A 13,378-nucleotide genomic window follows, 5' to 3' on the forward strand; every position below is an offset into this window, starting at 1 on the left:
ACTCGTTGCCATCTACTCTTTCAATTCTTCCTGTAACCCTTCCACCACCGCTTTTACTTCAGCCAGCATATCTGCTGCCTGGGGAGATGTCTCATATTTCAGGTAGAGCCGGTAATACTTGAGGGCATCGGTCATGCGCTCCTGATCCATGCAGATACCGCCCAGGGTCAGGTAGGCCATACTGAAATCCGGTGCCAGTTTAACTGCCGTTTTACAGTTTTGCTCTGCAAGCTCGTACTCTTCAAGGTCGTAGTAGAGTTCTCCAAGGTTATGGTAGGCAGCCGGATCCATCGGATCAAGCTCAATCCCTTTTTGATAGGCGTCGATGGCAGCAGCATGATCACCGCTACCGTAGTACAGGTCCCCCAGCGCATTCCAGGCAAAGATATTTTCAGGCTCTTTTTCAATAGCTGACTTAAAGGCAGACATGGCTTCGTCGGTCTGATCAAGGGCATTATGGACAAGGCCAATGCTGACCAGGGCATCAGCATCATCAGGGTCTGCAAGGAGGACTGCCCGGTACTGGCCAAGTGCCTCCTGATGTTGGCCTGCCTCAAACAACAGGTCTCCCAGAGTTGTCAGGGCATCAGGATTGGCCGGTGTGTAATCGAGACCGGTGCGGTAGGCGCTGATAGCTCCATCAAGCTGTCCCAGTTCAGCCAGCGCGTCTCCTCGATAAAAGTAGGCATCTGCATCATCCTTTGTATGCTTGATGTAGCTATCCAAAAGCAGAAGCGCCGTGTCAGCATCACCAGCATCCAAAAAGTCAATTGCCTTGGTCAGTTCTTCATGCAGCTTCTCTGTGGCCATGTTTCCTCCTAGCTGGGGCTGATTCTTCATATACTACATAAAACCTGATTTCAGTAAAATTTAAGCAGGGCTCTTGCAAAGAGACAACTTTGCCTTATACTGTAAACGATATTTTATCTGAAGGATAGTGCATGCAGCGTGAACAGGGACAACAATCACTTGGACTCCGTACACTGGAGGACATCAGCAGCATCATTCTGCATTCACATGATTTGCAGGAGACGCTTGATAATATTGTGACTATTGTAGCCAAACGGATGGCGAGCGAGGTCTGCTCAATCTATCTGCTTGAAGATGATGGTGAAACATTGGTGCTGAAGGCCACTAAGGGGCTCTCAAAAAGTGCAGTCGGCACCGTTTCAATGAAGACATCGGAAGGTCTTTCCGGTCTAGTGGTGCAGACCAGAGACATGGTTACCACTGATAACGCCCCGGCCCATCCCCGCTACAAATATTTTAAACATTCAAAAGAAGAACGCTATCTGTCGTTTCTTGGTCTACCGCTTTTTGAACGCAAGACCCCGATTGGGGTGATTGTCGTACAGACCGTTGCGGCCCGCAGTTTTACCCTGGATGAGATCAGCATCCTCAGAACCATTACCTTTCAGATTAGCAGCATTGTCCTTAATGCCAAGCTGCTTGATTCCATCCAGACCAAGGAGCAGGAACGAGCCTATTACGAACAGGAACTGGCTCGTCTTAAAACCCATCGTCCCGGTGATGGAAGCCGTGATCAACTGGAGACAAAGGCTAAGTCATGTTCACTGGGAGGCACTGCGGTTTCTCCTGGCTTCAGTCATGGCAAGGTCTATATTCTTGATCGTTTCAGCGACAAGGTGATCAAGGTTGCCAAGGTCGGATCTGTTGCGGACGAACTGCATAAGTTCAGGATAGCCCTGGAAAAAGTCACGATCCAGACCATCTATATGGAAAAGCGGGTCAGTGAACTGTTGTCAGAAGATGATGCCTCCATCTTTCATACCCACCTGATGATACTTGAAGATCGTGGTTTCCTTAACAAAGTTAATGATCTGATTGAGCAGGGGAGTGGTGCCACACGGGCGGTACATGAGGTGGTGCAGGGCTATATCGAAGTATTTTCGGCAATGGAAGACCCCTATCTTCGGGAACGTTCCGCAGATATGGAGGATATTGGTCGTCGGATTATAGATGTGTTGGAAGGGAATGAGCATAACGGCGTAAAGCTGAAGGAAAAGCGGGTGATCGTGGCGGAGGATATCTTCCCCTCTGATATGGCCATGCTTGATCATGACAAAATTCTGGGTATTGCAACAGAAAAGGGGAATATCTACTCACATGCCGCCATTATGGCTAAATCCCTGGGCATACCTGCAGTGGTTGGCGTAAAGGGGCTTTTGCACGCAGCCAATGTTAAAGATCAGGTGATTGTGGATGGCACTTCCGGGCATATCTACCTGAACCCGGAGAAGCAGGTCCGGGATGAGTATCTGAGGCTTGAAAAAGAGTATACCACTCGTTTAAAAGAGTTGGAGCCGCTGCGTGACCTGCCTGCAGTAACCAGTGATGGCACACGAATCCAGTTGCGGGCCAATATCGGTCTTTTATCGGATGTCAGAACTGCAACGGCTAATGGCGCTGAAGGAGTTGGTCTCTATCGGACAGAATTCCCTTATATGGCCCGCACCTCCTTTCCTAACCGTCAGGAACAGGCGCTGCTATATCGCAAGATACTGGAAGGGTTTCCGGGGCAACCGGTTAATATCCGTACCCTGGATATCGGTGGTGATAAAGGACTGCCTTATTTTAGCTATCCCCATGAGGATAACCCGTTTCTTGGTTGGCGATCGATCCGGGTTTCTCTGGATGAAGAGGCTATTTTTCGTGAGCAGCTGGCAGGCATCCTTTTGGCGGCTCCGGCTGGTCAGGCCACCATTATGTTTCCGTTGATCAGTTGCCTTGATGAGGTGCGCAGGATCAGGGCTATTCTTGATTCAGTGGTTGAGGAGTTATGCCAGCAGGGACACGACGTCTGTGGCGGATTGCCGTTGGGAATTATGGTAGAGGTGCCGGCAGCGGTGCAGATTATCGATCGCCTGGCTGCAGAGGTGGACTACTTAAGTATCGGTACCAACGACCTGATCCAGTACATGCTTGCAGCAGACCGTAATAATATTAAAGTGAAGCAGTACTATGAACCGTACCATCCGGCAGTACTGCACGCCATCAAACGGGTAGCTGATGTTGGGCACAAAATGGGCAAAAAAGTTTCTGTATGTGGAGAAATGGCTGCTGATCCACTGAATGCCCTGTTGTTGGTGGGTATGGGAGTACGTGAGTTCAGTCTGTCAGCTCCCAGTATACCGTTGGTTAAGCAGGCGATCCGTACACATTCATTGCGGTTATGTCAGGCCATGGCCCGCAAGGTACTGTCCTTTGGTACTGCCTGCGATATTAAGCGGTATCTTTCAAAACGGCGTAAGGAGCTGTTTGAATAGTTGTTTTTGAGAAAGAGGTTTGTTGAGAGAAACCAAACAAAAGAGGGGAGACCAGACCGGTCTCCCCTCTTTTGTTGATATACTCTACTGTTTTCTACCGCTTATCTCAAGAGCTTGAACAGGTAGGCAAAGGTGCCAGCAACAGAGAAGCTTGTCAGGAAGTTGAAGGTTTTAAAGAGTGACTTGGCAATATCCACCTTGCCCTGGTGCAGGGCTATGTCGGTGGAAATGCCATCAAACTCAATGATATCAAGCCAAGGTTTGTCCCATTGATACATCATCAAGTAAAGACCAGCACCTTTCCAGATCAGGGCAAAGATAAAAACAACACCAAAAGAGAGGATGCCGTTGGCTATTGGTGAGTCTTTCATCTCTTTGTAAATCTTGAAGATGGTGTAAATATTGATGATGCAGAGATAGAACCAGACCGTGTTGTTCATCATCCGGTAGTTACGCAGCACATACAGAGATGGTTTCGGGTTCAGACTGACCACCAGAATGGTGAATGCCAGGATTGCCGCAGTGCCAATATAAATGGTCTTTTTTGACCCTGTGATCTCGAGCGTTCTGGTAAACACGAAATATTCCTGGATACCGTGGCTGATAACCAGAATGGCAACCGTACCGATCATGTAGTGCACCGCAATCATGACCGTAAAGGTTTCATGCCAGGGGTTCAGTTGGTAGGACTGACTCCAGAAAAGTAGGAAGAAACCGATTGAGATACTGGTCCAGATCCGGGAGTTGTTAAGGCTGAAATAGAAGCTGAATGCCGCAGCCACAAACCAGAAGAAAACCAACAACAGGCTGGTGTAGTCAATTACTACAGCATTGTAGACCTTTGGTAAAAAGGGGAATATTGATGTTAAAGCCTGAAAAAAACCTGTCAAATCCATAACGCCTCCTCTAAATCTGCGCTGGGCGGAATTAAGTTAAAGTTGTGCAGCCTGGGCAGAGATAGCTTCTTTCATCTCTTTGATTTTGTTGGAACTTGCCAACAATTTTGATCCTTTTTCTATGGCAGCAAGGAATTCCTGGAGTTTGTCAGGGTCCTTCAGTGATGCTACGCTGCCGATATTCATCAGCTCCTTTTCAGCCAGGGTACGACCTAGCTTGCCAACAAACCGGTTTGCAAGATCAAAAATTGCAGCTTCAATTTCATCAGCAGAAAGTGTGGAGGCTGCCGCAGCAGGTGCTGGGGCAGTGGGCTCTGAAGGTGCTGCAACTGCCGTTGGGGCAGGAGTCGCAAAGGGGTTGCCGGATGATGCCTCCCAGAGTGCGCGGATATCTATCAGACCTGCTAGATCAAGTACAAAGCCATCTGTATCAGCCAGTACACGCAGATCAACACGGGCGCCGGGCAGGCCGGCTATCTGCTGCACTTCTCCTGCAGAGGTTTCTATGCCGGTTGAGGCATCGTGGAAGAATCCCACCGTTGCGCCGTTACGATAAAAAATTAGCCCGGCTCTTTCCGGGGTGTAAATTTTAAGCGTAGCGGTCATTTGTTCGGTTTTGATCCGATCAAGCAGGGCCTTGAAATCAATCAGCTTGATTTCCTGACTGTCAATGGTTGCCGGTCCACCAACAAGCGCCATCACCGCCAGGGTAATGTCTTTAGATAGTGCATACACGCTGAAGGTGCCGCTTGAGGCAAGCAACATTAATTCAACCAGCGACTGCAGAGCTGCCTGATCTTTGATCTCATTGCCATCACGATGCACAATGGCGGTTACCAACTTTCCCTCATCATACACCAGGGCGCAGTCAGCCGCAGGAAAGTCAAAAATCGCGCAACCGGTCAGTTTGCCATTTTTAAGTTTTTCCAGTGCGTCAGGTAGTTGTAACTTTGAGATAGGGACATTCTCGGCCAGGGGGTTTCCTTTTGGCAGCAGAAACATAATGGAGATCCCTCAAAAGTGGAGTGGCAGAGATGAAATCCCTGCGGTAAGCCTTAGGTGCCTTGTTTACTGTGTTGTATGAGTAAACAATGTTTCGTATTGTAGCTAATGAAACACGTCTGTCAAGCTCTGTACCACAAAAATATTTGTTTTTCTTGACAAGATACCGCTTCCGTATTTTTGTGACTCGCTATGTGCGCAAAACGACTGCTTCTCATATCGCTGGTTTTTCTGGTTTTGGGGTGCCTGTCAGAGTATCTGCTTGGGGTTCCGTTTTCCTATATTATTCCATTGATTTTAGTTGGTTGTCTTGTTTGCTCGGTGCCTTTTAAAAGCCAGGTCCTGTTCGGTTGGCTACTGGCATTATTCTGGATGAGTTGGGGAATGGCAGCTCTGGCACCACACCTGGATAAAAATTTGGCTGGTCAAGGTATTGCTGCATTTGATGGCAAACAGGTTGTTGTTGAGGGAATCCTGCAGGGCCGTCCCCTTATGAAGGCTGAAGGACAGCGGTTTGAACTGCAGGTTGAGCAGGTATATTCCAATGGTACTACGTTTGCTGTTGATGGTGTTCTGCTCGTAACTATTGCCAAAGGACAGGGCCCCTGGCTGAGTGGTGATAGAATCCGCTGTCCGGCTAAAGTGCATCTGCCTCGCCTGCTTGGACTGCCGGGGGAGTTTGATTATCGCCGCTATCTTGCACTGCGCGGAGTCCAGGCAACGGCTTGGGTGCATGAAGCTGATAGCATTGTGCTGATGCGTGGTGCTGCTGTGACGTCGTGGCATCGCTGGATTGACGCACTTGCGCTGCGCAGTCAGGAATTTATCAGAAAAAATGTTCCTGACCCTGATCAGCGCGGAATTGTGTTGGCTTTGGCAACCGGTGGTCAACAAGAGGTCTCTCCTGCCATAACTACCGCCTATAGCCGGGCTGGTGTGTCCCATATTCTTTCTGTCTCAGGATTCCATGTTGGTGTTGTAGTTGCGGTGTGGGTCCTCTGTTTGCGATGGCTGATGCTGCGTTGGGAGTGGCTGGCATTGCGCATTGATGTCCGGCGTACGGCGTTGCTCTCAGCACTGCCGCTTATGCTGCTGTACCTTGTCTTTACCGGTGGCGCACCTGCCACAGCCCGTTCTGTGCTGATGTTGTCAGCTGTGGTGCTGGCCATTTGGAGTGAGCGGGAGATTGACAGTCTGGATGCGCTGCAACTAGCAGCTTTTTGCTTGCTGGTGGCAGATCCGGGTGTCCTGTTTGATCTCTCGTTTCAGCTTTCATTCCTGGCGCTTTGGGGGCTGCTGGTGCTGACTCCGTTACTTGTTGCACCGTTTGATCGCTTTATAGTACGGGGCTGGCAGCGGACACTGCTGCTACTCTGTGCTGCCTCGATAGCCACCGTACTTTCCACCATGGCACCGGTGCTGGACTCATTCCATCAGGTCTCGTTCAGTGGAATTCTGGCGAATCTGGTGATCGTGCCACTTTTAGGGTATGGCGCTACGGTTTTGGCTACTGCAGCTCTTCCGCTGCAGTTCTGGCTACCGTCTGTTGCGGCGTTTTTACTGAAGGTGTCTGGCTGGCTGGTACTGGTCAGTAATGGCTTTATTTTCTGGATATCCCGCTTGCCTGTACTGCACAGCTTCAATGTCGGCCCTGTTGATCTGTTGGCTACTGTTGTCCTGCTTGGCCTGCTCAGCTTTATCCGGTCTGGTCGCAGCAAAGCTGTTGCCGTAAGCCTGTTGGTAATCGGGCTGATGCTGGTACATCTATGGCCCGATGCAGCACCGGATGGGAACATGAGGATTGCCTTCCTGGGCGTGGGGCAGGGGGATGCGACCTTGATCAAGCTTGCAGACGGTCGCACTCTGCTGGTGGATGGTGGCGGCTATCTGCTGGATTCCAATAAGGATTTTGGTGAACGGTATCTGGTGCCGGCGTTACATCGTCTTAAGGTTAAGCAGATTGATCTGATGGTCTTGACCCATCCCCATCCTGATCACCTTGGAGGACTACCTGCGGTTGCCGAGCAGTTTCGGGTGAGGGAGTTCTGGCAGGGGGAGTCGGTTGGCTCAAACGACAACTATCAGCGCCTTATCGGGGCGCTTAATAATCAGCATACAACCCTGCGGATAGTGAAAAAAGGAGATCGTGTCCAATTTGGGAAGGAGCTGGTGCTGTCAGTTGTTGCCCCACAGGCAGTGGCAGGGGGTGAGGGGGGGGACAATGATGATTCTTTGGTGCTACACCTTCAACAATCCTCTTTCAGTACGCTTTTGATGGGCGACGCCGGTTTTCCTGTGGAAGATATGCTGCTCCGTGATGGTGTTGGTGAGATTACTCTGCTTAAGGTAGGGCACCATGGCAGCCGATACGCAAGTAGTGAACAATTTCTTGCCAGGGTCAAGCCACGGGTTGCGGTGATATCAGTCGGGGCAGGCAATACGTTTGGTCTGCCAACAGAAGAAACCATCAATCGGATCAAACAGCAGGGGACAGAGTTGTATCGAACTGATCAGCAGGGGACCATCCAGGTTGAAACCAATGGCATTGGATTTACCGTAGCGCCGCTTAAGACCGAACCTGCTCTGCTTGCTACAGTGCGACATTTTGTTTGTAACATTTTGTTTTGACAGCCAGCAATTTGCTGTGATAATACCAGTATCATTATCACTCTAGGCAAGGTTCAACTCCTGATGACTGAAACCAGACAGATGAATGAAATACTGATCGTTGAAGACGATCGCTTTTTCCGCGAGTTGTATGCCGACCTGCTGCGCCAGGCTGGATACGGCGTGGAAACAGCCTGTTCTGGTGAGGAGGCGCTGGATCTGTTGCTGGATGCCCGCTTCGGTCTGGTGGTGACAGACCTTGCCATGCCTGGAATTTCCGGGCTGGAACTGTTGGTAAAGATCAAGTCACAAGACCCTTCCATTGACGTTATTCTGGTGACCGCCAACGCAAACCTTGAATCAGCCCTCTTCTCCCTTAAACATGGTGCCCGTGATTTTCTGCTGAAACCGATCAGTTCAGATGAACTGTTGCATACCGTGCGACTCTGTATGGAACAACGTCGCCTGCTGGATGAAAATGTTGAGCTACGTAACACGTTGGGGCTTTTGCAGACAAGTCAGGCACTTTCAAGTTGCCTGGATCTTGAAGGGGTCTGTCATCTTGCTGTGGATGCCCTTGCCCGTGAGGTCGGGGTGGGGCGTGGTGTTGGCCTGGTACAGCTGAATGGAGAGTTTATTGTCAATGAACTGAAAGGGGTTGATGCAGCCACAGGCGCACTGGTGCATAAGCTGCTGGCCTCTTCCTTTCGCAAACGTTCATCCCGCAAGGGGCAGCCGGTGCGGTTGCTCCTGCCAACGGGATATGATGAGCTTGAGCAGGCTGATTTAAGGGAAGCGGTCCTCTTTCCCCTTATTATTAGAAACAGCTGCCATGGTATGGTGATTTTGCTGAATGACCCAGGGCAGATTATCCCTTCGCTCAAGAGCGAGCGTAACATCAATTTTCTTGAAGAGCACGGCGCCCGAGCGCTTGATAATGCCCTGCGTTTCACCTCCACCAGAGATATGCTCTACATTGATGAGCTGTCTGGTCTGTTTAATTATCGCTACCTGAAGGTTGCGTTGGAGCGTGAAATTAAACGGGCTGATCGCTACTCTACCCAACTGTCGGTGGTGTTTCTTGATCTGGATAATTTCAAAGGGGTCAATGACACCTATGGTCATCTGGTGGGCAGTAATCTGCTTAAAGAACTGGGAGCCTTACTGAAAAAATCGGTTCGTGAAGTCGATGTCCTGATCCGTTATGGTGGTGACGAGTACACCATTATTCTGGTGGAAACCGGCCCTGATGCTGCACGACAGGTGGGTGAACGTATCAGGAAGATGATTGAAAAACATTGCTTCCTTGCCAGAGAAGGCTACCAGATTCATGTGACTGCCAGCCTGGGATTTGCCTGTTATCCTGAAGATACCACTGGGATTGGAGAACTGCTGGCCATGGCAGACAAGGCCATGTATGCCGGTAAGGCTGCCGGTAAAAACTGTATTTATCGTGTTGTCAGCCCTCTTGCTGGCGGCACGTTACAACAATAAGGGAGTACTAATGAGCATTACCGCTATCAAGGGATTTAACGATCTTCTGCCTTCGGAATCCGAGCTTTGGCAATTTATTGAACAGACCGCCCGGCAAGTCTTTGCACGCTATGGTTTTAATGAAATACGGGTGCCGATAGTTGAGAAAACAGAACTGTTCTGTCGTTCTATTGGTGATACCACCGATATCGTTGAAAAAGAGATGTACACCTTTACCGATAAAGGGGGCAGCAGCCTGACCCTGCGTCCTGAAGGGACCGCCAGTGTGATGCGGGCCTTGATAGAAAATAAACTGTACGCGCTGGACAGCATCAACAAGCTTTATTACATGGGGCCTATGTTTCGCCATGAACGCCCCCAGAAAGGGCGTTATCGTCAATTCCATCAGATTGGTGCCGAGGTCACCGGCGCTGCAGATCCGCTGATTGATGCCCAGGTGCTGTTAATGGTCAGTCGCCTGTTCAAAGAACTCGGGCTGACAGAACCCAGTCTGCAAATTAACTCGCTTGGTTGTCCGGTCTGTCGCCCTGCCTATCGTGAGGCATTGGTGGCTTTTCTGGAAGAACGTCAGGACGCACTCTGTGAGGATTGTCGCCGTCGTCAGACCACCAATCCCCTGCGGGCGCTGGACTGCAAGGTGCCGGGCTGTGTTGAGGCAACCCAGGGGGCTCCCGCCATGGTGGAGCATCTTTGTGCTGAGTGTGATCAACATTTCAGTGCAGTGCAAAACTATCTGACTGCTGCTGAGGTCCCTTTCAGCCTGAACCCCCGTATGGTCAGAGGTCTGGATTACTATACCCGTACCACCTTTGAATTGGTGACCGGCCTGCTGGGTTCCCAATCTGCTGTGGCTGCTGGTGGTCGTTATGATGGCCTGGTGGAGCAACTAGGTGGCCCGGCTGTGCCTGGTATCGGTTTTGCCCTTGGCGTAGAGCGGGTTGCTTTGCTTCTGGGGGACCGTAATTTTGACCGAATGCCGGATCTGTTCATTGCTGTGATGGGGGATGCTGCGCGGACCGCTGGCTTCCGTCTGATGGCTGCCTTGCAGGATCAGGGTTTCTGGGTGGAAACAGATTGTGAAGGCAAAAGCCTGAAGAGCCAGATGCGTCGGGCAGACAAACTTAAGGCCCGTTACAGCATTGTGCTTGGTGATACGGAACTGGCAGCAGGCAGCGGGGCATTAAAGCGGATGGCGGATGGTAGTCAACAGACGGTTGCGCTGATTGCCGAAGGTATAGCAGGAGCTATTACAGGAGGTTAGCTGCGATGAACTACCCGGTCTGGTTTGTTCCGACGTTTGGTGGTGGCCTGCTGATCGCCCTGGTGGCGATCATTCACGTTTTTGTTTCCCACTTTGCCGTGGGTGGCGGACTCTATCTGGTTATGGCCGAGCGCAAGGCCATCAAAGAACAGAGTCAGGCAATCATGGCGTTTGTCAAAAAGCATACGAAGTTTTTTATGCTTTTAACCATGGTCTTTGGGGGCCTGACCGGTGTTGCCATCTGGTTTGTCATCTCCCTGATTCATCCGGCTGCCACCTCGCTCCTGATCCATACCTTTGTATTCGGCTGGGCAGCGGAATGGGTCTTCTTTCTGGTGGAGATCGTTGCGCTGTTTGTCTACTTCTACACCTTTGGCAAAATGGATGACCGCACCCATCAGACGGTTGGCTGGATCTATTTCGGTGCGGCCTGGATGAGTCTGTTCCTGATTAACGGCATCATTGACTTCATGCTTACCCCTGGCAGCTGGATCAGCAACAGTGATTTCTGGTCCGGTTTTTTTAATCCTACCTTTTGGCCATCCCTGTTTTTCCGCAGTTTCATGAGCTTTATGCTGGCAGGTTGCTACGGTTTTCTGACAGCGACTTTTCTGGAGGATGAGGCCACCCGGCACCGAATGATCCGTTATTCCGGCACCTGGGCGCTGGTGTCGTTGATTCTCTCCCTTCCGGCAGGCTGGTGGTATCTGTCGGTACTGCCGTCACCTGCTGCCAAACTGGTATCCGGGGCTTCTCCCACCATTAAGCGGGCTGTTATGACCGGTGGCTTTTCCCTGGCAGTTCTGGCAGGTGTGTTGATTGCGTTAATCCTGCTCAATCCCAAGGCTCGTGTTCGCTGTCTGATTGTGGCGGTGATGCTGTCAGCCATGGGCTATATGGGGGCCTTTGAGTGGACCCGTGAGGCTGCGCGGCGCCCTTATGTCATCAACCAGGTGATGTACTCCAACGGTATCCTGAAGAAGGATCTGGAACGGATCAATCAGGAAGGGTTCCTGAAGAACGCCAAGTGGGTGCAGAATAAAGAGGTGACCGAGACCAACCAGCTTGAGGCGGGACGAGAGCTGTTCCTACATCAATGTTTTGCCTGTCATAGCCTGAGTGGATTTAATAACGATATTGTCAGTCGCACCAAAAATATGAGCTTTGGGGCCATGCGCAAGTATCTGACTACCATCCACGAAAAACGCTACTTCATGCCACCCTTTGTGGGGACAGATAGTGAGTTGAAGGCACTGGCAGCCTACCTGACTGGCGGTCTGCACAAGAAACCGCTGACCGATGATGCCGGTGCAACAGGTGATCGCGGCAAGGTATTGTATGAAGAGAACTGTGCAGCCTGCCATAGCTCCGACAGTATCAAGCCAAAGCTGAAAGGCTGGGATCTGGCCAAAGTACGCGCTTCGCTGGACAAACTACCGGCCTTGAATCCGGCTATGCCTGATTATACGGCTCCGGCGGCAGTCAAGGATGCTATGGCCGGCTACCTGTTCGGGCTGAACAATCCCGTTGCTGCTGCACCGGCAAAGGCTAAGGGAGCAACCCTGTTTGATGACAACTGCGCTGCCTGCCACAGTATGGATCAGATCAAGCCCAAGATGAACGGCTGGTCTCGGGACAAGATCAGGGCTGCGCTTGATAAACTTTCAGCCCTGAACCCGGCCATGCCGGATTATACCGGTACAGCGGCAGAGAAGGATGCAATGGCTGACTATATGGCTGATCAGGTAGGAGGTGCCAAATGAATCCAGCTACCCTGATTCCGATTGCTGACACCTTGACCGCGCCCAACGGTTGGTTCCAGTTTTTTCTGATGTTGACCTTTCCCCTGCATCTGTTTGCCATGAATGCCATGCTGGGGGCCGGGCTGGTGGCCTTCATCAGCCACCTCTATCCGGGACGGGCATATCGTGAGCTTTCCCATGAATTGGCCAAGGCGTTGCCGTTTCTGGTGGCCTTTACTGTCAACCTGGGGGTGGCGCCACTTCTGTTCGTCAATGTGATCTACGGCCATCTGCTGTACTCAAGTACGGTACTGATGGGTCTCTACTGGCTGGCGGTCATCCCGTTGCTGATCATCGCTTACTACCTGGCGTATATCTATGATTTCAGTTTCAAGCAGCTGGGTAATCTGGCCATGTTTGTGCTGCTGGCAGTGCTGGTTCTGCTACTGACAGTCGGCTTTATTTTCTCAAACAATATGAGCATGATGATCTCTCCGGTAAGTTGGAGCCGTTGGTTTACCACTCCTGGAGGTACCCTGCTTAATTTGGCTGACCCAACCCTGCTACCTCGCTACCTACACATCATCACCGGGTCGCTTGCTGTGGGGGGGCTGTTCAGTGCACTGTATGCATCAACGCTGCTCAAATCTGATCCAGAAGTATCAGAAGCAGGCAAAAAACTGGGTATGCAGCTCTTCTCATGGTTGACCCTGCTGCAATTTGGTGTAGGAACCTGGTTTCTGCTGACACTGCCACAAAAGACTATGAGCCGTTTTATGGGTGGTAGTCCCGTTGCCACGCTCTTGCTGGTAGTCGGTGTATTGCTAGCTGTGGCAACCCTGATAACCGGTTTTAAACGGCTGGTTCTGCCTACTGTCTGTCTGACCTTACCGTTGGTCTATGTCATGTCATTTATGCGCGATGTTGTTCGCGGCAATTTTTTGGCCCCTTATTTCAACCCGTCCACCGTCCCGGTACAGGTACAATGGTCGCCTTTAATCTTTTTTCTGGTGACCTTGATGCTGGGTCTGGTGTTGGTTGTCTGGATGCTTTCCAAATTACAAATTTTTAAAAAAGTCAGTTAAAACG

The 13,378-nt window shown here is 50.8% G+C and carries 10 protein-coding genes; 7 read left to right on the forward strand and 3 right to left on the reverse strand.

The genetic code is table 11. From position 1 onward, the window contains the following. Positions 1 to 12: 12 nt before the first annotated feature. Positions 13 to 810: a tetratricopeptide repeat protein gene (locus B5D39_RS10460; protein ID WP_078790417.1), complete on the reverse strand. Its 798-nt coding sequence runs from the start codon at positions 808 to 810 to the stop codon at positions 13 to 15. A 131-nt stretch (positions 811 to 941) separates the two neighbouring features. Here B5D39_RS10460 and ptsP point away from each other — a divergent pair, with 131 nt between their 5' ends. Then, positions 942 to 3,287, forward strand: a complete 2,346-nt coding sequence (gene ptsP / locus B5D39_RS10465) for a phosphoenolpyruvate--protein phosphotransferase (RefSeq protein ID WP_078790418.1) — start codon at positions 942 to 944, stop codon at positions 3,285 to 3,287. Positions 3,288 to 3,388: 101 nt separating this feature from the next. On the opposite strand, the gene B5D39_RS10470 is transcribed toward ptsP, so the two are convergent. Together B5D39_RS10470 and B5D39_RS10475 are read right to left on the reverse strand one after the other, a co-directional pair. Next, the gene (locus B5D39_RS10470; RefSeq protein WP_078790419.1) at positions 3,389 to 4,183 is read right to left on the reverse strand and encodes a hypothetical protein; all 795 of its coding nucleotides are present in this window, start codon (positions 4,181 to 4,183) and stop codon (positions 3,389 to 3,391) included. Positions 4,184 to 4,219: 36 nt separating this feature from the next. Beyond that, a complete protein-coding gene (locus B5D39_RS10475; protein WP_078790420.1) occupies positions 4,220 to 5,185 on the reverse strand; it encodes a hypothetical protein in 966 nt (321 codons plus the stop codon). A gap of 89 nt (positions 5,186 to 5,274) precedes the next feature. Here B5D39_RS10475 and B5D39_RS17035 point away from each other — a divergent pair, with 89 nt between their 5' ends. The 6 genes from B5D39_RS17035 to B5D39_RS10500 all read left to right on the forward strand — a co-directional run bounded on the left by B5D39_RS17035 (position 5,275) and on the right by B5D39_RS10500 (position 13,374). Further along, positions 5,275 to 5,517, forward strand: a complete 243-nt coding sequence (locus tag B5D39_RS17035; protein WP_161947481.1) for a hypothetical protein — start codon at positions 5,275 to 5,277, stop codon at positions 5,515 to 5,517. Beyond that, the gene (locus B5D39_RS10480) at positions 5,507 to 7,813 is read left to right on the forward strand and encodes a DNA internalization-related competence protein ComEC/Rec2 (protein WP_244161389.1); all 2,307 of its coding nucleotides are present in this window, start codon (positions 5,507 to 5,509) and stop codon (positions 7,811 to 7,813) included. Before B5D39_RS17035 ends, B5D39_RS10480 begins: the two co-directional genes overlap by 11 nt. 63 nt (positions 7,814 to 7,876) lie before the next feature. Next, positions 7,877 to 9,286: a GGDEF domain-containing response regulator gene (locus B5D39_RS10485; RefSeq protein WP_244161390.1), complete on the forward strand. Its 1,410-nt coding sequence runs from the start codon at positions 7,877 to 7,879 to the stop codon at positions 9,284 to 9,286. A 10-nt stretch (positions 9,287 to 9,296) separates the two neighbouring features. Further along, the gene (hisS, locus tag B5D39_RS10490) at positions 9,297 to 10,547 is read left to right on the forward strand and encodes a histidine--tRNA ligase (protein WP_078790422.1); all 1,251 of its coding nucleotides are present in this window, start codon (positions 9,297 to 9,299) and stop codon (positions 10,545 to 10,547) included. Between the two features lie 5 nt (positions 10,548 to 10,552). Further along, a complete protein-coding gene (locus B5D39_RS10495) occupies positions 10,553 to 12,310 on the forward strand; it encodes a c-type cytochrome (protein WP_078790423.1) in 1,758 nt (585 codons plus the stop codon). Continuing rightward, the gene (locus B5D39_RS10500; protein ID WP_078790424.1) at positions 12,307 to 13,374 is read left to right on the forward strand and encodes a hypothetical protein; all 1,068 of its coding nucleotides are present in this window, start codon (positions 12,307 to 12,309) and stop codon (positions 13,372 to 13,374) included. Before B5D39_RS10495 ends, B5D39_RS10500 begins: the two co-directional genes overlap by 4 nt. Positions 13,375 to 13,378 lie beyond the last annotated feature (4 nt).

It is taken from the genome of Trichlorobacter thiogenes (assembly GCF_900167465.1).
GTDB lineage: Bacteria > Desulfobacterota > Desulfuromonadia > Geobacterales > Pseudopelobacteraceae > Trichlorobacter > Trichlorobacter thiogenes.